The organism is Bradyrhizobium sp. 2TAF36 (genome assembly GCF_052114925.1).
Taxonomy (GTDB): Bacteria; Pseudomonadota; Alphaproteobacteria; order Rhizobiales; family Xanthobacteraceae; genus Bradyrhizobium; species Bradyrhizobium barranii.
This window is the reverse complement of sequence record NZ_JBFRFR010000049.1, coordinates 51521-67600: the sequence shown is the minus strand read 5'-3', so window position 1 is coordinate 67600 and position 16080 is coordinate 51521. Positions and strand designations below refer to the sequence as shown.

Below are 16080 nucleotides of genomic sequence, written 5' to 3'. Positions count from 1 at the left end.
CAAGAACGGCATCAGCCAGCGTTCAAGTTCGTCTTCCCATCCCGGCATGGTCAGCCCTCCAAGAGCCGACCACCCATGAATCATTGAAAAATTGATTCGGGAATCCTATAAAACGCGACAAAATCAAAAATCTGCCAAAGTAGTGCTAAGCTCGCCACGTAGGCAAATTTGCTTCGCGAGGTTTGATCATGGAAGCCGTGACTTGTGCAGCGCGCGCCAGCGACAACACAACAGCGGACAGTGTCGCGTTCGACCTCGGCTTCCTGCCGAAGGACCTGACGCGGCAATGTTGCAGCTTGATCGAATCGTATCACGAGGTTCACGGCTTCGCCTCGTTGCCCAATATGCTTTGGCACTTTCGCTTGGGCCCGCTGATCGAACGGCACACTGAGCTTCGCCGAATCCTGCGCCGAGCCTCGACGACCCGCAGCTCGAAGAAGGCCAATGACGGCTTCGTGCAGATCGCGACCACGATTCTCTCCCTGGAGATTCTGGCGAGCAGCTTCGCCGGATGGAGCGCGATCTATCCGGTCGCCGGCGAGACCGCGCGTGACGTCCTGAAACAGAGTGCGCACGGGCCGCATATGCCGCTGATGGACTTCTATCTCTATCCGCCCAAGCAGATCAGCGCCGCGGCGGTCGCGGCCCTTGCGCTGCCTCAGACCCGCTCGGCCGACGAAGCCGGCCTTTACCGGGCATCTAGGCCGGAGCTTCTCGGCGAGAAGCGCGCCCTGCAATATGCGAGCTTGGTCCGGCAGGCATAAGACGCCTCACCGCCACGAATCGCGGCGTTGCCCTGAGGCCCGGTACGATCGTTGAGGGAATCAGAACCCGACTTCGCCTGACGCGGAGTCTGGAGCGAACCTTTTCCGTAGAACTACGGAGGCTGCGGCTATTTCTTTTTTATGTTGAACCACTCCCAACATCATAGATTTTCTACGTCGATCTGGAACATCGTTCCTTCGCCGGGTAGTTGACGACATCGAAGAGTCTGCATCACGACATTGAACGGGTTCTGGTGCGCGCCGTTGGTCGACGCATGCCGATAACCATCGAATTTCCGAACATTGTCCGATCGGGTCTTGTTTGACCATTGATCCGTTGCGGCCGACGCGGCCGGAGCCGGATCTTTCGATGTCGCCGTCGGCAAGGGCATGTACGTACTTTGATTCTTCATCCACCTCTGGGCCGCATGTTTTCGATGACGAGCGTGCGGCAGACCGATTCCAAATTGCCATCCTCGGGGATACCGGCCCTGGATGAGGTCGCGTCGCTGCGTGTCGTCGTGTGGCGCAACGTGATCCCGGTGTTGCTGTCGGTTCTGAGCATCGGACTGGTCACCACCGCGCTGTTCGCACTCAGCACGACCTTGGCGTCAAGCCTGGTCCCGATCGCCTACCTCGTTCCAGTCATGTATGCTGCGACTCGATGGGGCGTCTGGCCGGCAATGACGGCATCGATCACGGGCACGGCAGCCGCGGATTTCTTCTTCTTCGAACCTCTTTACAGCTTTCGCGTCGACAACCCGCAGGAGGCGGTCGATCTCCTGCTGTTCCTGATCGTTGCGCTGGTCAGCAGCAATCTGGCCTCGCGGCTGCGCAAGGAAACGGACACGTTGCGACAGCGCGAGAAGGAGATGCATGCGCTCTATGACTTCTCGCGTCGTCTCGCCTCCTGTTTTACGGTCGCGGACTTGATTTCCGCCATCCGTCAACATTTCGAGGTCGCCTTCGGTCACGCGGCAACTCTGTTCGTGACGACCGCGGACGGGCATTTCGAACCGCCTGAGTCCCGCTTCGCGCCACTTTCAGTGCAGGCAACTGCGGCAGCGATGAATTCCGGAGCGGGTCCAGGGTTGCGGACCATCGTCGACGAGCAGCGCGGCGAGATCTGGCTGCTCAGGGCGATCTCGTCRGATTCCGCTATTCACGGCGTGATCGCGGTCAATATCGGTCTGGGTTCCCAGCCAGCGATTGAACGGCGGACTCGACGGATCCAATCAATCCTCGACGAGACCGCGCTGACGCTGCAGCGCCTCGACATCGGCAAGGTGATGGAGAGCGCGCGATTGCGCCTGCAGGCGCAAATGTTACGCGACGCCTTCCATGGAACACTGTCGCACGAGCTTTGCACGCCGCTCGCGGCGATCCAGGGTTCGGCGAGCGTGCTGGAGACCATTCCAGCCATATGTGGGGACGCGCGCATACAAGCGCTGGTCGAGGCGATCTCTGACGAGGCGAGCCATCTCGACGGCTATATCAGCAACCTGCTCAGCGCGACTCGCGTCGCCGCGGGCGGACTGAGTCCGCGCCGCGAATGGGCGGACCCGAGGGATATCGTCCACGGCGCCATCACGCGCCGCGCGCGACGGCTTTCGGCGCATCGGATAGAGGCAACTTTCGCAGATGATCTTCCGCTGCTCCACGTCGACTCGGGCCTGGTGGAGGAGGCTTGCGGGCAGATCCTGGAGAACGCCGCGAAATACTCGCCGTCCGGTTCGACGATCACCGTGGACGTGCGTTGCGAGCCCCATCGCGTGCACGTCGTCGTGTCCGATCAGGGCGTTGGTATCACCGCCGATGAACAGCAAAAGCTTGGGCAGCGATCCTTTCGAAGCGCGCGACATCAGGCGTCGGTGCCGGGGTCGGGCCTCGGCTTCTGGATCGCCTCGACCTTCATCCAGGCCAATGAGGGCATGATCACGGTTCATAGCCGCGGCCAAGGACAGGGAACAACAGTATCGATCTCCCTGCCCGCGCTCGAGCCATCCACCTCCGAACCGATCACGCTGACAGATGAGTAAGCCCGCAAACGTCGTTCTCCTGATCGACGACGAACCGAAGATCAGGCGCTTCCTCCGCGCCGGCTTCGAGCTCAACAGCTTCGCCGTGCTCGAGGCCGAAAACGCCACCGAGGCGTTGAAGCTCGCGACCTTCAGTTCACCTGACCTCATCGTTCTCGATCTGGCGCTACCCGATCTTCACGGCGCGGAGGTGCTGGAGCGGATCCGCGCGTGGTCCAACGTGCCGATCATCATCCTTTCCGTCGCTGCCGGCGAGGACGAGAAGGTACGTCTGCTCCAGGCCGGCGCCGACGATTACGTCGTCAAGCCGTTCGGCATGGCCGAACTGCTGGCGCGAAGCGAGGCCGCCTTGCGGCGGTACTTCAAGTCGGCGACGGAAAATCCGGTCGTGGTCGCAGGCCCGCTGTCTGTCGATCTCGTGACCCGTACGGTCTCGCTGAACAACAACCTGGTTCGCCTGACGCGCAAGGAATATCGGCTGCTGCACGTTCTCGCCATGCATGTCGGCCTCGTCGTCACCCACGATCAGCTCCTGAAGGATATCTGGAACGGCAATCAGCGCGACAACATCCAGTACCTTCGGATCCTCGTGCGCAAGCTTCGCCAGAAGATCGAGGCCGACCCCAACCAGCCACGTCTCCTGGTGACCGATCGGGTGTCGGCTATCGCCTTCAGAACCGTCTGGACGCCGCGCCGGTGGCGGCACGGGTGAGTTGATGCTTCGCCCTTCTCCAAGACGATCCTTTTACGTCGTCGTGTCCTGGTCCGGCGATGCATGTAAGGATTGGTCCTGGGAAATCCGGCGCAAGCGCAAGCCGATGGGCATCAGGCTTCGTGAAGCCGGGTTTCGCTCGCACCGGGCCGCACACGAGGCCGGACGCATCGCGCTCGAAGATTTCCTCAACGGACTGGTCATCGAGCGCGCCTCGCGATCGGCGCTCTGACCAGGGCGGACCCACATCTTGCGCCGCCCGCCTGCGCACGACGCGCAGAACACCCATCGTATAAAAATAATATATTTCCATTCCCGAACCGCGTAGCTTGCCCAACAAAAGGGCGAGTGCCGTGGACTTCCTCATTCAAACATTTAGCGTTTTTGGCATCGACGCCCAGTACTGGATGCTTGCGGGCGCGGCCGTTGTCGCAATCTTCATCATCTTCGCCTGGCGAACGCGCGACAGGGATTGACGGGATTGCGCACCGGACCATCGGCACAAACACAGTGATACAATCTCAGGCGACCTTCGACGTATCGCGCGGCCATGTCCGGCGTCTCAATTTACCGAAACCACTCCGCGAGTCCGGAAGCTATTTTTCCTTAATTCTTTTCGGCATTTTGCGATGTCGCGAGCGTACAACGCGCGCGCAAAAAGCGACCTCTGCGCGCTCAAGCAGCCCTTTCGGCATCGCGGAATCCGTGCGCTGTCCCTAACATCATCTCCGAAGAAGAATTGGCCTCATGGCCATGCAGGGGGCTCGAATGTACGGACGATTGAAATCTCTTGTTGTCGCAAGTGTGCTGATCGGGCTCGGCGCGGCGAGCGCCGCAGTCGCTGCCGATCTGCCGTTGAAGGCGCGGCCAATGGCTGCCGCTCCGCACTACAACTGGACCGGCTGCTACCTCGGCGCCAATGTCGGTGGCGGCTGGACACGGCTGAATACGGCCCGCGCCCTCGACGTCGGCGGCGTGGCTGCACCGAACGAGTACGGCCGCGAGAAGGACAGCGGCGTGATCGGCGGCGGCCAGGTCGGTTGCGATTTCCAGACCGGCAATCTGGTGTTCGGCGTCGGCGGCAGCTTCGATTTCGGCAATATCAAGGGCAGCCACGCCTTGACCGACTTCCCCGCCTTCTCCGAAGCGAACAACCTGAAAGAGATCTACACCGCGACCGGCCGCATCGGCTATCTCTGGACGCCGCAATTCCTCGGCTATCTCAAGGGCGGTGCGGCCTTCATTCGGGAACGCAACCAGGTCTTTGCGCCCGGTGGCGCGCTGATCGAGTCCGCAAGCTTCATGCAGCCCGGCATGACCATCGGCATCGGCGCCGAATGGATGTTCGCGCCGAACTGGTCGGTCTTCGCCGAGTATAACTACATGTGGTTCCTCGACGACAGCGTGCGGGCGTTCACACTGGCTGGCGGCGGCGCGGGTGAAGTCATCAACGTCCAGCAGCGTGCCTCGACCGCGCTGGTCGGCGTCAACTACAAATTCCATTGGGATGCCCCTGTCGTCGCCAAATACTGAAGTCTCTCGGCAAACCTCCAACCACTCGAGCCCCGGCACGTCCGGGGCTCCTTTTTTGAGCGAGGCTCCGGTTCAGGCCAGCCCTCCAATTGTCCGATCTGTGCAACGCCACCAGGGATGGGGAAGTCTCATGGGTTTGCGCTCTTGGCTTCTCATCCTGGTGACGGCCGCCGTCGCGCACGTCATTCTTCATGCCTTGGATCGCCAGATTGACGCCGGCATCCATCGCCTGTCGGAGGCAACGATCAACCATCCTGGTGCAGGCAGCAGTGCGGAGCCCGACCTGAGATCGGTGACGGCACGAAGCGCCTACATGCGCAACGAACGTTGAACGCACCTCAACCTCGTCCCGATCCTATGCCGTTCCTATGAGATAAGCTTGCCTGTCCCCTCGAAATCATACTGGCCGCGAACGATATTGGTCGCGCCATTCAAGGCAAATTCTCGTTCCAGTGCGCCCGCGCACCTACTGTAAGGAGTATCTTCGTGCTCCACCCCGCTCCCTTCACCGATCGCGACCAGGTGGTCGAGACCATGATCTCGCTCACCCATCTGTCGAATCTCAATCGCGCGATCGTCGCGGGCCGTGGAAGCGCCGAACTCTATCAGGCGCTGCGCCAGCGCGGCTTCACCCGAATTGGACTGCCCTCCATCTTCTTGCGTAAGCCGGCCTTTTCCGTCGGCCTCATCACCGTGCAAGACATGTTCAGTGAGTTCGAGATGGCGCTGTCCCAGATCGCACCATCTCTCGGCACGACCGCTGCAATCGCGGTGCTGATCAAGTCGAACGAGGCGGGCTTCGCGCTCAAGGTCCGCAAGAAGCTCGAACAGCTCGGCTTCCGAATCGAGGCCGGGGTCAGATGCCGTCAGGGCTTCGTGATGTCCGCCTACCGGCAGGATTCTGCCCAGATGAAACGGGCGGCCTGAAACGCGGAGCTGCGGCTGAGTGCGTCCATATGAGTTTCCTATGCGGCGACGCCGCAGGCGCTCTCGCTTTCCTACATCCCGCACGTCATCATGCTGCAGCAGGCACGTTGCGGCGAACGATCGCGATGTATTGGGAGCCTCATGACGTCGCCCTACTACCTCGCCATGGCCGCCTTGTTGGGCCTGGTGACAACGTCCTCCTCCCTGATCGGCGCCGCGATCGGACTTCACGCTCCCTTTTCAAAGTGTCCCCAGGCACAGCACCTCAATCTGTGTTGCCAGCCCTAGAAACGACGCCAGCAACCCCTCAATCGCATTGCAGTGCGAGCAGACGAAGAAGCGGCCCGGCCGCTCGGGATCCTCAAATCCGGGCTTCAACAGGAACAGGCGATCTCCAGTCATGTCCGTTCTCCCGAAGTCGATGGAAACTTCAATGGCCGAACAGCCGGTAGCTCCGATCCGCATCGCGCAAGTGCCGGCTCTCATCGGTCCAGCCGACTGCACGCCGATAGCTGCCGAGCACTGCGGCTTCCTTCAACGCGGCGACGTCGACCTGTTGCGGCGCGTCGGCGAATGGCGAGACGAACAGCGCGTCCTCGGGGCAGTAGAGCTCGCACAGGAAGCAGGTTTGGCAATCGCTCTGGCGCGCGATCCTTGGAATGTCGTCGGTCTTGTCGAAGACATTGGTGGGGCACACGTTGACGCAGATGTCGCACGCCGTGCAGCGCTCGACATCGATGACCTCGATCATTCCGCGGCCTCCGCGTACTGAGAGGAACGCAGCGGGCGCGCCGAGGTCCAGACGTCGTCGAGCCCTCCGGTCGTCACGTAGTGGCGATAGCGGTCGTCCTGCTGGGGATAGTCGTCGCGGCGATGCATACCCCGGCTCTCCTGACGCGCCAGCGCGCTCCGATACATCCAGCGCGCCGTTGCGAGCATGGCCGTGGCCTCACGTGCGCGAAGCAGATCCTGCTCGTCTGACGCGTCGGCATTCGATGCCTCAGACCAGAAGCTGTCCAGACGCCATAACGCCTCGCTGAGCCGCCCGGCTTCGCGGAAATAGTTCAGCTCGTACGGAAACACCTCGTTCTGAACGTTCCGGGCGAGCTTGTCAGCCTGAAGCGGTCGCCCACTGCCGGAGCGCAGCGCAACGCTGCCGCGCCGAAATGCCTGACGCCCGCTTGTGGTGCCCAGTTGATGCGCGAATTCGGCGGCGCCCTGACCGGCCCAATACCCCGACGACATTGCCCAGGCCGCATTGTGGCTACCGCCCCCGGTGAAACCACCGCAGATCAGCTCGCGGGTTGCCGCGTCGCCCGCAGCGTAGAGACCGGGAACGGTAGTCGCGCAGCTGTCGTCAACGATCCGCAGGCCACCCGTGCCGCGGACGGTCCCCTCGAGGCGAAGCGTGATCGGAAAACGCTGCGTGAACGGATCGAGGCCGGTCCGGTCGAACGGCAGGAAGAAGTTCGGCTGAGATACCCTCATATGCCGCTGGGTCTCGGCGTCGGCCTCGTCGAGCCGGGCGTACACCGGGCCCTTGCGCAACGCCCGAGCAATAATCGACCGGCCGCCCTTGGATGACGCCCCTGGGATCACACTGCCTTCCTCGTCGGTGAAGCTCGACCAGCTGTAGAACAGGGTCTTGGTCACGGAGCCGAATGCCGGCGAGATAGCATAGGCGTTGGAGAACTCCATGCTGGTGAATTCCGCGCCGGCCTCGGCCGCCAGGAGATAGCCATCGCCAGTCAGAACGTTCGAGCCCAACGTCTTGCTAAGGAACGCGCATCCGCCGGTGGCGATCACCACGGCCTTCGCATTGACCACCCAACGGTCGCCTTTCTGCCGTCGCAGGCCTGCGGCGCCGGCCACCACGCCGTTCTCGTCCACCAAAAGCTCGAGCGCTGGCGAGTGATCCAGAATGGTGACGCCGGCTTGCTTCGTTCGCTTGCGCATCAGCCGCATGTATTCCGGACCCTGGAGCGAATTCCGCTGCGGCTTGCCGTCGTCGTCCGAAGGATAAGGATAGCCCCAGTCGGCGAGCTGGTTGCTCTGGGCGTAGGTCCGGTCCAGCACGCGCGCCATCCAGCGACGGTCCTGGAGGTGGCCACCGAGTTTCTCACGGCTGGCCATCGCGGCCTCGCGGCGTTCCGGAGCGGGGTCGACGTACCAGACACCGGTGCCGGCCGCCGCGGTCGCGCCTGAGGTGCCGCAAAACCCCTTATCCGTCAGCACGACGCGCGCACCACGCTCGGCGGCGCTTATTGCGGCCCATGTGCCCGCGGGACCGCCACCGAGCACCAGCACATCCGCATCGAACACGACGGATCCTGCCGAACTCGATAGCTTCTCGGCACGGCCAGGTGGGTTTGTCATCGCTCGTCTCCGGATTGAATCTGTTCAGAACGCGGGTATCTGACCCGGCAGTTTGTCCTTGATGGTCTGGCGGACCGTATCGTTCTGATAGGCACGCACCAGCTTCGCGACCCAGGGCGCATCCTTGTCCTTCTCGCGAACGGCGATGAAGTTGTTGTAGGGATTGTTGACCGAGGATTCGATTGCGATGGAGTCCTTGCCGGGAATGAGGCCGGCGGGGACGGCGTAATTGGTGTTGATGACCGCAGCATCGACGTCGTCCAGGCTGCGCGGCAGTTGGGCGGCGTCGATTTCACGGATCCTGAGCTTCTTTGGATTTGCGGCCACATCGAGCGCGGTCGGCAGGATCCCCACGCCGTCCTTGAGCTCGATCAGCTTTTCGGCCTGAAGTAGCCGCAGGGCCCGGCCACCGTTCGACGGATCGTTGGGGATGCCGATCGACGCCCCCTCCTTGATCTCGGCAACCGACTTCGCCTTGCGGGAATAGAGCCCGATCGGTGCGACGATCGTCTCTCCGACGGCGACGATCTTGTATCCCCTGGTCTTGATCTGGTTGTCGAGGAACGGCTTGTGCTGGAAGGCATTCGCATCGAGATCGCCGACATCCAGCACGGCATTGGGCAACAGATAATCGTTGAAGACGACGACCTGCACATCGAGGCCGTCCTTGGCCGCGATCTCCTTCACCTTCGCCCAGATGATTTCGGCATCGCCGCCCGATATCCCGACCTTGATCTTCTGATCCGCGGAGGCCGGCGCGGTGAATAGTGCAAAGGCGGCCATCACGAGCAACAAGCGACGTCTCATGGTCTACGATCTCCTTATCGAGCGATAATCTGTTCCGACGTCTAGCCGACGCGGGCAACCAGGACGTCCGCCGTGGCATCCGCGAACTCAGACGACATGTCGTTGAAGAGAGCAAGCTCCTGAACCGTCGCAGCACGCGGACGATGGCTCGAACCGTTGGAGCCTTGAAGGAAGAAACGATCCAGAGCCTGCACAAACCCCGGCGAGCCTGCAATCTCCGATGCGTGCCTCTCGCTTCCCGCCACGAAGGCAAAGCTCATCTGATTGACGTCGACGACATAGATCATGGTGCAGTTTCCCAACGGACGGCGCCCTCCTAGCTGCTGAACCCCGCCGGGATGAAGGCCGGGATCTTCTCTTCGATGAACTGCTTCACTTCCGGCGAGTTGAACACCTGGATAAATGCCTTCAGGCGCGGATCGTCCTTCTTGTCGGGCCGGGCCGTGAAGCGCAGCACGAGCCCGTCATCAACGGTGCGGTCGATGATGAGCGCAGATTTGGGATCCCCGCCGGCCGGAATGAGGTAGGTGATGTTGACGAGCGCCAATGTTACGTCGTCGAGCGACCGATAGGTTTGGGCGGGGTCGAGCTCGACGATCTTGAGGTTCTTTGGATTCTCGATGATGTCGAACTTGCTGACCGAGAAGCCCTTACCGGGCGCCAGCTTGATCAGCTCGGCCCGCTCGAGCAGGATCAGCCCGCGTGCGCCGTTGAGCGGCTCGTTCGGAATGGCGACGCTGTCGCCGGACTTGATGTCGTCGAGCTTCTTGATCTTCTTCGAGAACAGGCCGACCGGCGCAATGACGCCGACCTTGTCGACCTGCACAAGGTTGAAGCCGCGTTGCCTATTCTGAAGCGCGAGATAGGTTGCATGCTGGAACAGATTGGCGTCGACATCGCCGCTGTTCACGACCTCGTTCAATGCCACCCAGTCCGACAGCTCGACGATCTTGACGTCCTGCCCTTTCTCCTTGGCCAGCTTGGCGGCAAAGGACGCCAATTGCCCAACCGGGCCGGCGCTGGTCGCGATCTTCAGCGGCTCGCCGGCGAAGGCGGCCGCCGTGAGAGCAAGCCAGAGACCTGCGGCCTGGGCGGTGCGACGAAGAATTTTCATGATCTCAAGTCCCATTACGATTCAGATGATGTGCCTTACGCAGCCTTGCGCGCCCCAACGTCGGCCTGTGCGAGCGCCTGACCGAGATCCGCCAAGATGTCGTCGGGATGCTCGATCCCCACCGACAGGCGTACGTAGCCGGGCGTGACCCCGGCGGCGAGCTGCTCGGCTGCGGTCAGTTGCTGATGCGTCGTCGATGCAGGATGAATGGCTAACGACCTGGCATCGCCGATATTGGCGACGTGATAGAACAGCTTGAGCGCGTCGACGAAGCGACGGCCGGCCTCGACGCCCCCTTTCAGCTCGAAGCCGACCAGCCCGCCATAGCCGCCCTTCAGATAGGCGTCCGCCCTGCGCCGGTTCTCTCCGTTTTGCAGACCGGGGAAGATCACGTTCGAGACCGAGGCGTGCTTGGCGAGGAAGTTCGCGACCTTCACCGCATTCTCGTTGTGCTGGCGGATGCGCAGCGGCAGGGTTTCGAGGCCCTGGATGAACTGGAAGGCATTCTGCGGCGCGATCGATGCGCCGAGGTCGCGCAGCAGCTTGACGCGGGCTCGCAAGATGTAGGCGATCGGGCCAAGCGGCTTCGCGGCCTCAGTCCAGATCGCGCCGTGGTAGGCCTCGTCGGGCGTGTTCAGAAGCGGAAAGCGATCGGCATGCGCGGCCCAGTCGAAGTTGCCGCCGTCGACGATGGCGCCACCGATCGCGGTGCCGTGGCCTCCGATATACTTCGTGGTCGAATAGACCACCACCGCAGCGCCATGCTCAAACGGGCGTGCGATCAGCGGCGACGCCGTGTTGTCGAGGATCAGCGGCACGCCAAGCGAGCGGCCGATGTCCGCGACCTCCTTGATCGGGAATACGTGCAGCTTGGGATTCGGAAGCGTCTCGCCGAAATAGACGCGCGTCTTGGCGTCGGTCGCGCGACGGAAGTTTTCGGGATCGGCGGGATCGACAAAGCGCACTTCGATGCCGAACTGCTTCAGGGTCTGCGATAGCAGTGTCCAGGTGCCGCCGTAGAGATCGGTCGAGGACACGATATTGTCGCCGGCCTGGGCAATGTTGAAGATCGCGAAGGCGGAAGCCGTCTGTCCAGAGGCAACTGCGAGGGCGGCCGCCCCGCCCTCGAGTGCAGCAAGCCGATCCTCAAAGGCCTGCTGGGTAGGATTGCCGATACGGGTGTAGATCGGTCCGAGCTGCTCGAGTGCGAACAGGCGCGAGGCGTGATCGGCGTTCTCGAACTGGAACGACGTGGTCTGATAGATCGGAACCGCGACCGCGCCGGTGGCGGGGTCGGAGCGGTAGGATCCGCCATGCAACGCCAGCGTCTCGAAGTTCCGGGTCTCCAAGGTCATCTGCAATTCCCTTTCGATCTCGAGAGCGCGCCATGCGCGGCAAGCCGTGCTTGTCGACGAAAATGATGCGGTCGGATTCTGCTGCTGTCGAGCGTGTCTGAAAAATAGCGATGCGCGTGCTGCGTCATTGCAGCTTCGCAACGCGTTTGTTCCCGGTCCTTTGCTGAATTGGAAACAAACTCGCTCGCGCAGAATGCTAAAAATGCTCACGCGAAGAGATGTTCTTTGCGATTGACGATTGGGCCCGACCATGACGAGACCGCGCGAGCTGCGCTTTAACGCTTTCAACATGACTGCGCCCAGCCACAATTGGGCGGGCCTGTGGTCTCATCCGCGCGATGCGTCCATCGACTACAACACACTCGATTATTGGGTCGACTACGCCAGGACCGCGGAACGCGGACTGCTCGATGGCATCTTCCTGGCAGACGTGTTCGGCGTTTACGACGTCTATGGCGGCACGGCCGATACCGCCGCCCTGCATGCGGTGCAGCTTCCGAACGCGGATCCGACGCTGCTCGTATCCGCCATGGCGCTCGTCACCAGCCATCTCGGCTTCGGCATCACATCGAACCTGACCTTCGAGCATCCCTATCAACTCGCACGTACCTTTTCGACGCTCGACCATCTCACCAAGGGCAGGATCGGTTGGAACATCGTCACGGGCTATCTCGACAGCGGCGCGCGTGGGATGGGCCTTCCGGCTGGTCGCGCCCATGACGAGCGCTATGACGCGGCCGAGGACTTTTTGACCGCGGCTTACAAGCTATGGGAGGGAAGCTGGGAGGACGATGCGGTTCGCCGCGACCGCGGCAGCCGCGTCTTCACGGATCCCGCCAAGCTTCACCGGGTTCTGCATGATGGTCCCTACTTCAAGGTTGACGGCATCCATCTCGCCGAGCCCTCGCCGCAGCGAACGCCGTTGCTGTATCAGGCCGGCACCTCGAAGCGCGGCCGCGCCTTCGCCGCCCGGCACTCGGAAGCGATCTTTCTCAACGGTCAGACCAAGCCAATCCTCGCACGCGCTGTCCGCGAGATTCGAGAAGCGGCCAAGACCTATGGCCGCGATCCCTACGACATCCGCCTGTTTGCCGGCGCGACCGTGATCGTGGCGCCGACGCGGTCCGAGGCGAATGATCTGCTCGAGGACTACGCACGGCATGTCGATCAAACCGGCCAGCTCGCCTTGTTGTCGGGCTGGACCGGCATCGACTTCTCGACCTACCGGCCCGACCAGCCGATCGAATATGTCGAGAGCAACGCCATCCAGTCGATGGTCGAGAATTTCACGGTCCGGAGCGACCGGCCGGTCAATGTCGGCGACCTCGCCAGATTGAGCCGCGCCGGCGCCCGCTCGCCCTTCGTGGTCGGCTCGCCGCAGGACGTCGCCGACGAGCTGATCGCTTGGGCTGACGAGACCGACGTCGACGGGTTCAACCTGTTCCGCCTGGTCGCGCCGGAGTCGCTGAACGCCTTCGTCGACCTCGTGGTGCCGGAGCTGCAATCGCGCGGCGTCTACAAGACCGCATATCGCGACGGCGCGCTACGCGAAAAGCTGTTCCCGGGACGCGGCCCGCGGTTGCACACGACACATCCCGGCGCGAGCTTCCGGCGCGCGCCTTCGACGACTGCGCTCCAATCCGACGCCGCCGAATAGCAAGGACGGAGCTCACGCCTGCGTGCGATGCTCGCGGAACGCGGCTGCCAGCGCCCCCAAGGCGGCCCGTGACCGCCGATCGGTCAAGGACGAATGAAGCACGATCTCGGACGGCGGCAGCTTGGGAAGCCCAAGCTTCTCGCCGATGTCGATCGTGCCACTCGGCGCGATCCGATACGACAGCGGCGCGATGGCGAGCCCCGCCACGACGGCGGCGTGAACCGCCGAAGAGCCGCCTCCCAGGAACACCTCGATCCATTTGATGCCGACCGCATCCAGCGCCTGCGTGGCTACGTTGCGCACGCCGCAGGTCGGAGCCAGCGCAGCCAGACGTAAGGGCTCTCCCGGCCTGTGCTCGAACCCCTGCGCCGCAAACCAGCCGAAGCGCTCACGCGCCAGCGTCTCGCCATCACGACGATCGTCCTCGCGCTGGACGATGGCCGCATCGAGCCGTCCCTGGTCGAACAGGTCGAGGAGGTTGCGCGAATTGTCGAGCTGGACCTCGATGGTCAAATTTGGATCGTGCGCGTGGAGACGTGACAGCAGGGCTGGGACTTCCGGCCCGGCGACATGCGCAGCGATACCAAGTCCGAAGTGACGCGGAGACGCATTGAGCCCCGCGATCGCGCGTTCGTGAGCAACGATCAGCTCCCGCGCGCCCTGCAGAAAGGCCGTCCCTTGCGCAGACAACCGGACCGATCGCGGCGTCCGCTCGAGCAACCGATGCCCGATGCGATCCTCGAGCCGCTTCAGCTTGACGCTGATCGCGCCTTGCGTCGTCCCCAAAGCCTTGGCGGCGCGCGTGAAGCTGTGAAGGTCGGCCACCATCACAAAGGCTCTGACGGCATCGACATCGAGCGAGAGCATTCCATCATCCAGCTTTGTTGTCTCTGAAATCTATATCGATCGGATTTTGTTGTGGTCAAGGGCCCCCTATGTTCGCTCAGCCTGACGCGGGCCTAAGCGCACGGGACACCCATCCCTCCCGGAGCGAGCGATGGCGCATGCGTGCTGGCAATCGACACCATGTTTGGAGGTCACGGCCTTGACGGTCTTATCATCACGACGAAACACGATCGCCCTGGCCGCAGCGTGCCTCGCGTCCCTCATGTTCGGCCTGGAGATATCCAGCGTACCGACGATCCTGCCGACGCTCGAGACGGTGCTGCACGCCAGCTTCCAGCAGCTGCAATGGATCATGAATGCCTACACCATCGCGGTCACGACGGTGCTGATGGCAACCGGCACGCTGGCAGATCGCTATGGCAGAAAGCTTGTATTCGTGGTCAGCATCGCCGTGTTCGGCCTCGCCTCCCTGATCTGCGGCCTGGCGGAAGACGCGCTCCTCCTCATCGTCAGCCGCTTCTTCCAGGGCATGAGCGGTGGTGCGATGCTGATCTGTCAGGTCGCGGTTCTCTCCCATCAATTCCAGGAAGGCCCCGAGCGCGCACGCGCCTTCGCCGCCTGGGGGATCATCTTCGGCATCGGTCTTGGTTTCGGACCGATCATCGGCGCGACGATCGTCGCGGTCTCCGGCTGGCAATGGGTGTTCCTGATCCACGCATTCATCGCAATCGTCACGATCGCGCTCGCCGTGAACGGCGTGCGGGAGTCGCGCGATCCCGAGGCAAAGCACCTCGACATCGCAGGCATTGCGACGCTCTCGACGTCGGTGTTCTGCGTCGCCTTCTATATCACGGAAGGCCCCGACTTCGGCTTTACTGGCCCAACCGGCCTTACGGTCGCCGCGACGGCCGTTCTGAGCTTCATCGCCTTCGTGTTGGCGGAGTTGCATAGCGCCCGCCCGATGTTCGACTTCTCCGTGTTCCGGATACGCGCCTTTTCGGGCGCGCTGCTCGGATCGGCCGGCATGAATTTCAGCTTCTGGCCCTTCATGATCTACCTACCGATCTTCTATCGCAGCGCCCTTGGTTACGACAACGTCGCAGCTGGCCTTGCGCTTCTCACTTACACGCTTCCGACGCTTGTGATTCCGCCGCTCGGCGAACGGATATTGCTGAGGTTCGGCGGCGGCATTGCCATCCCGTTCGGCCTGTTCGTCATCGGCCTTGGTTTCATGTTGATGTGGGTTGGCAGCAGCCTCGCGCATGTCACGTGGCTGACGCTGGCGCCCGGATGTCTGGTTGCTGGCGCCGGCCTCGCCCTCACCAACACGCCGGTGACCAACGTCACGACGGGTGCGGTGTCGAGCACGCGGGCCGGCATGGCATCGGGCATCGACATGAGCGCCCGCATGATCGCGCTCGCCATCAACATCGCCTTGATGGGCTTCATCCTGATCGCCGGCATTTCCTCCCGGCTGAGCAGCGCGCTTCCCGGTGCGCTCGATGCCGGCCGTCTGCAACACCTTGCGGAGCGGATCGCCGGCGGCACCGCAGGCATGTCCGACTTCTCCGAGCTGAGCCTCCTGCCGGCAGCGGAAACTGCCGTGCAAGATGCGCTGATCCACGGCTTCAGGCTGATGATGCTCTATGGCGGACTGTCCGTCTGGATCATGGCGCTGGTAAGCTTCGCGATTTCCGGCGAGAGCTACGCCGCACGGAAGCGCTCCGCGCAGAACAGCGATGAGCCAAGCTGTGTTCCCCGCTCATCGCCCTGATCGGATGCGTCCAGGCAGGGCGCTACGACAACATCCTTTCCGCGCCGATAACTCCATTCTCAATTCCGAACGCACGAGAGAATGTTCGTTCCCTTCTGCGCCCGACTGCGAAATTGCCACGCGGACCCGTTTGCCGTCAAAGTGAGCCGTCCAATCTCCCCAAACAGACGTCGAGA

General features: G+C 62.5%; 17 protein-coding genes and 1 pseudogene. 10 read left to right on the top strand and 8 right to left on the bottom strand.

What is annotated here, in order from left to right:
- Window positions 1-188: 188 nt before the first annotated feature.
- The 8 genes from AB4Z51_RS27055 to AB4Z51_RS27020 all read left to right on the top strand — a co-directional run bounded on the left by AB4Z51_RS27055 (window position 189) and on the right by AB4Z51_RS27020 (window position 5975).
- Window positions 189-764: a hypothetical protein gene (locus AB4Z51_RS27055; protein ID WP_441498348.1), complete on the top strand. Its 576-nt coding sequence runs from the start codon at window positions 189-191 to the stop codon at window positions 762-764.
- Between the two features lie 437 nt (window positions 765-1201).
- On the top strand, window positions 1202-2803 hold the full coding sequence (locus tag AB4Z51_RS27050; RefSeq protein ID WP_439037279.1) for a sensor histidine kinase: 1602 nt from the start codon (window positions 1202-1204) through the stop codon (window positions 2801-2803).
- Window positions 2796-3515: a response regulator gene (locus AB4Z51_RS27045; protein ID WP_441498347.1), complete on the top strand. Its 720-nt coding sequence runs from the start codon at window positions 2796-2798 to the stop codon at window positions 3513-3515. The genes AB4Z51_RS27050 and AB4Z51_RS27045 overlap by 8 nt, the downstream gene beginning before the upstream one ends.
- A gap of 4 nt (window positions 3516-3519) precedes the next feature.
- Entirely contained in the window at window positions 3520-3747 is a 228-nt protein-coding gene (locus AB4Z51_RS27040) for a hypothetical protein (protein ID WP_144030837.1), read from the top strand.
- A 121-nt stretch (window positions 3748-3868) separates the two neighbouring features.
- The gene (locus tag AB4Z51_RS27035) at window positions 3869-3991 is read left to right on the top strand and encodes a hypothetical protein (protein ID WP_256376419.1); all 123 of its coding nucleotides are present in this window, start codon (window positions 3869-3871) and stop codon (window positions 3989-3991) included.
- A 292-nt stretch (window positions 3992-4283) separates the two neighbouring features.
- On the top strand, window positions 4284-5048 hold the full coding sequence (locus AB4Z51_RS27030; RefSeq protein ID WP_441498346.1) for an outer membrane protein: 765 nt from the start codon (window positions 4284-4286) through the stop codon (window positions 5046-5048).
- 130 nt (window positions 5049-5178) lie between these two features.
- On the top strand, window positions 5179-5379 hold the full coding sequence (locus tag AB4Z51_RS27025; RefSeq protein WP_166352105.1) for a hypothetical protein: 201 nt from the start codon (window positions 5179-5181) through the stop codon (window positions 5377-5379).
- Window positions 5380-5534: 155 nt separating this feature from the next.
- On the top strand, window positions 5535-5975 hold the full coding sequence (locus AB4Z51_RS27020) for a hypothetical protein (protein WP_081369286.1): 441 nt from the start codon (window positions 5535-5537) through the stop codon (window positions 5973-5975).
- A 261-nt stretch (window positions 5976-6236) separates the two neighbouring features.
- Here the strand turns inward: AB4Z51_RS27020 and AB4Z51_RS27015 are convergent.
- The 7 genes and pseudogenes from AB4Z51_RS27015 to AB4Z51_RS26985 all read right to left on the bottom strand — a co-directional run.
- Window positions 6237-6377: pseudogene (locus AB4Z51_RS27015) on the bottom strand (DUF3088 family protein); the annotation flags it as partial.
- Between the two features lie 28 nt (window positions 6378-6405).
- Window positions 6406-6726, bottom strand: coding sequence for a 4Fe-4S binding protein (locus AB4Z51_RS27010; protein ID WP_439034518.1), 321 nt, complete (start codon window positions 6724-6726; stop codon window positions 6406-6408).
- On the bottom strand, window positions 6723-8351 hold the full coding sequence (locus tag AB4Z51_RS27005) for an FAD-dependent oxidoreductase (protein WP_441498345.1): 1629 nt from the start codon (window positions 8349-8351) through the stop codon (window positions 6723-6725). Before AB4Z51_RS27005 ends, AB4Z51_RS27010 begins: the two co-directional genes overlap by 4 nt.
- Window positions 8352-8375: 24 nt before the next feature.
- A complete protein-coding gene (locus tag AB4Z51_RS27000; protein ID WP_085404151.1) occupies window positions 8376-9158 on the bottom strand; it encodes a MetQ/NlpA family ABC transporter substrate-binding protein in 783 nt (260 codons plus the stop codon).
- 41 nt (window positions 9159-9199) lie between these two features.
- Entirely contained in the window at window positions 9200-9445 is a 246-nt protein-coding gene (locus tag AB4Z51_RS26995) for a hypothetical protein (protein WP_085404152.1), read from the bottom strand.
- A 29-nt stretch (window positions 9446-9474) separates the two neighbouring features.
- Complete coding sequence (locus AB4Z51_RS26990; protein WP_085404210.1) at window positions 9475-10272, bottom strand: MetQ/NlpA family ABC transporter substrate-binding protein; 798 nt, start codon at window positions 10270-10272, stop codon at window positions 9475-9477.
- Window positions 10273-10307: 35 nt separating this feature from the next.
- Window positions 10308-11627: an O-acetylhomoserine aminocarboxypropyltransferase/cysteine synthase family protein gene (locus AB4Z51_RS26985; protein ID WP_085404153.1), complete on the bottom strand. Its 1320-nt coding sequence runs from the start codon at window positions 11625-11627 to the stop codon at window positions 10308-10310.
- A gap of 250 nt (window positions 11628-11877) precedes the next feature.
- Here AB4Z51_RS26985 and AB4Z51_RS26980 point away from each other — a divergent pair, with 250 nt between their 5' ends.
- On the top strand, window positions 11878-13284 hold the full coding sequence (locus tag AB4Z51_RS26980) for an LLM class flavin-dependent oxidoreductase (protein WP_441498344.1): 1407 nt from the start codon (window positions 11878-11880) through the stop codon (window positions 13282-13284).
- A 12-nt stretch (window positions 13285-13296) separates the two neighbouring features.
- On the opposite strand, the gene AB4Z51_RS26975 is transcribed toward AB4Z51_RS26980, so the two are convergent.
- On the bottom strand, window positions 13297-14151 hold the full coding sequence (locus AB4Z51_RS26975; RefSeq protein ID WP_085404155.1) for a LysR family transcriptional regulator: 855 nt from the start codon (window positions 14149-14151) through the stop codon (window positions 13297-13299).
- A gap of 130 nt (window positions 14152-14281) precedes the next feature.
- On the opposite strand from AB4Z51_RS26975, the gene AB4Z51_RS26970 reads away from it, so the two are divergent.
- The gene (locus tag AB4Z51_RS26970) at window positions 14282-15904 is read left to right on the top strand and encodes an MFS transporter (RefSeq protein WP_441498343.1); all 1623 of its coding nucleotides are present in this window, start codon (window positions 14282-14284) and stop codon (window positions 15902-15904) included.
- Window positions 15905-16080: the final 176 nt, after the last annotated feature.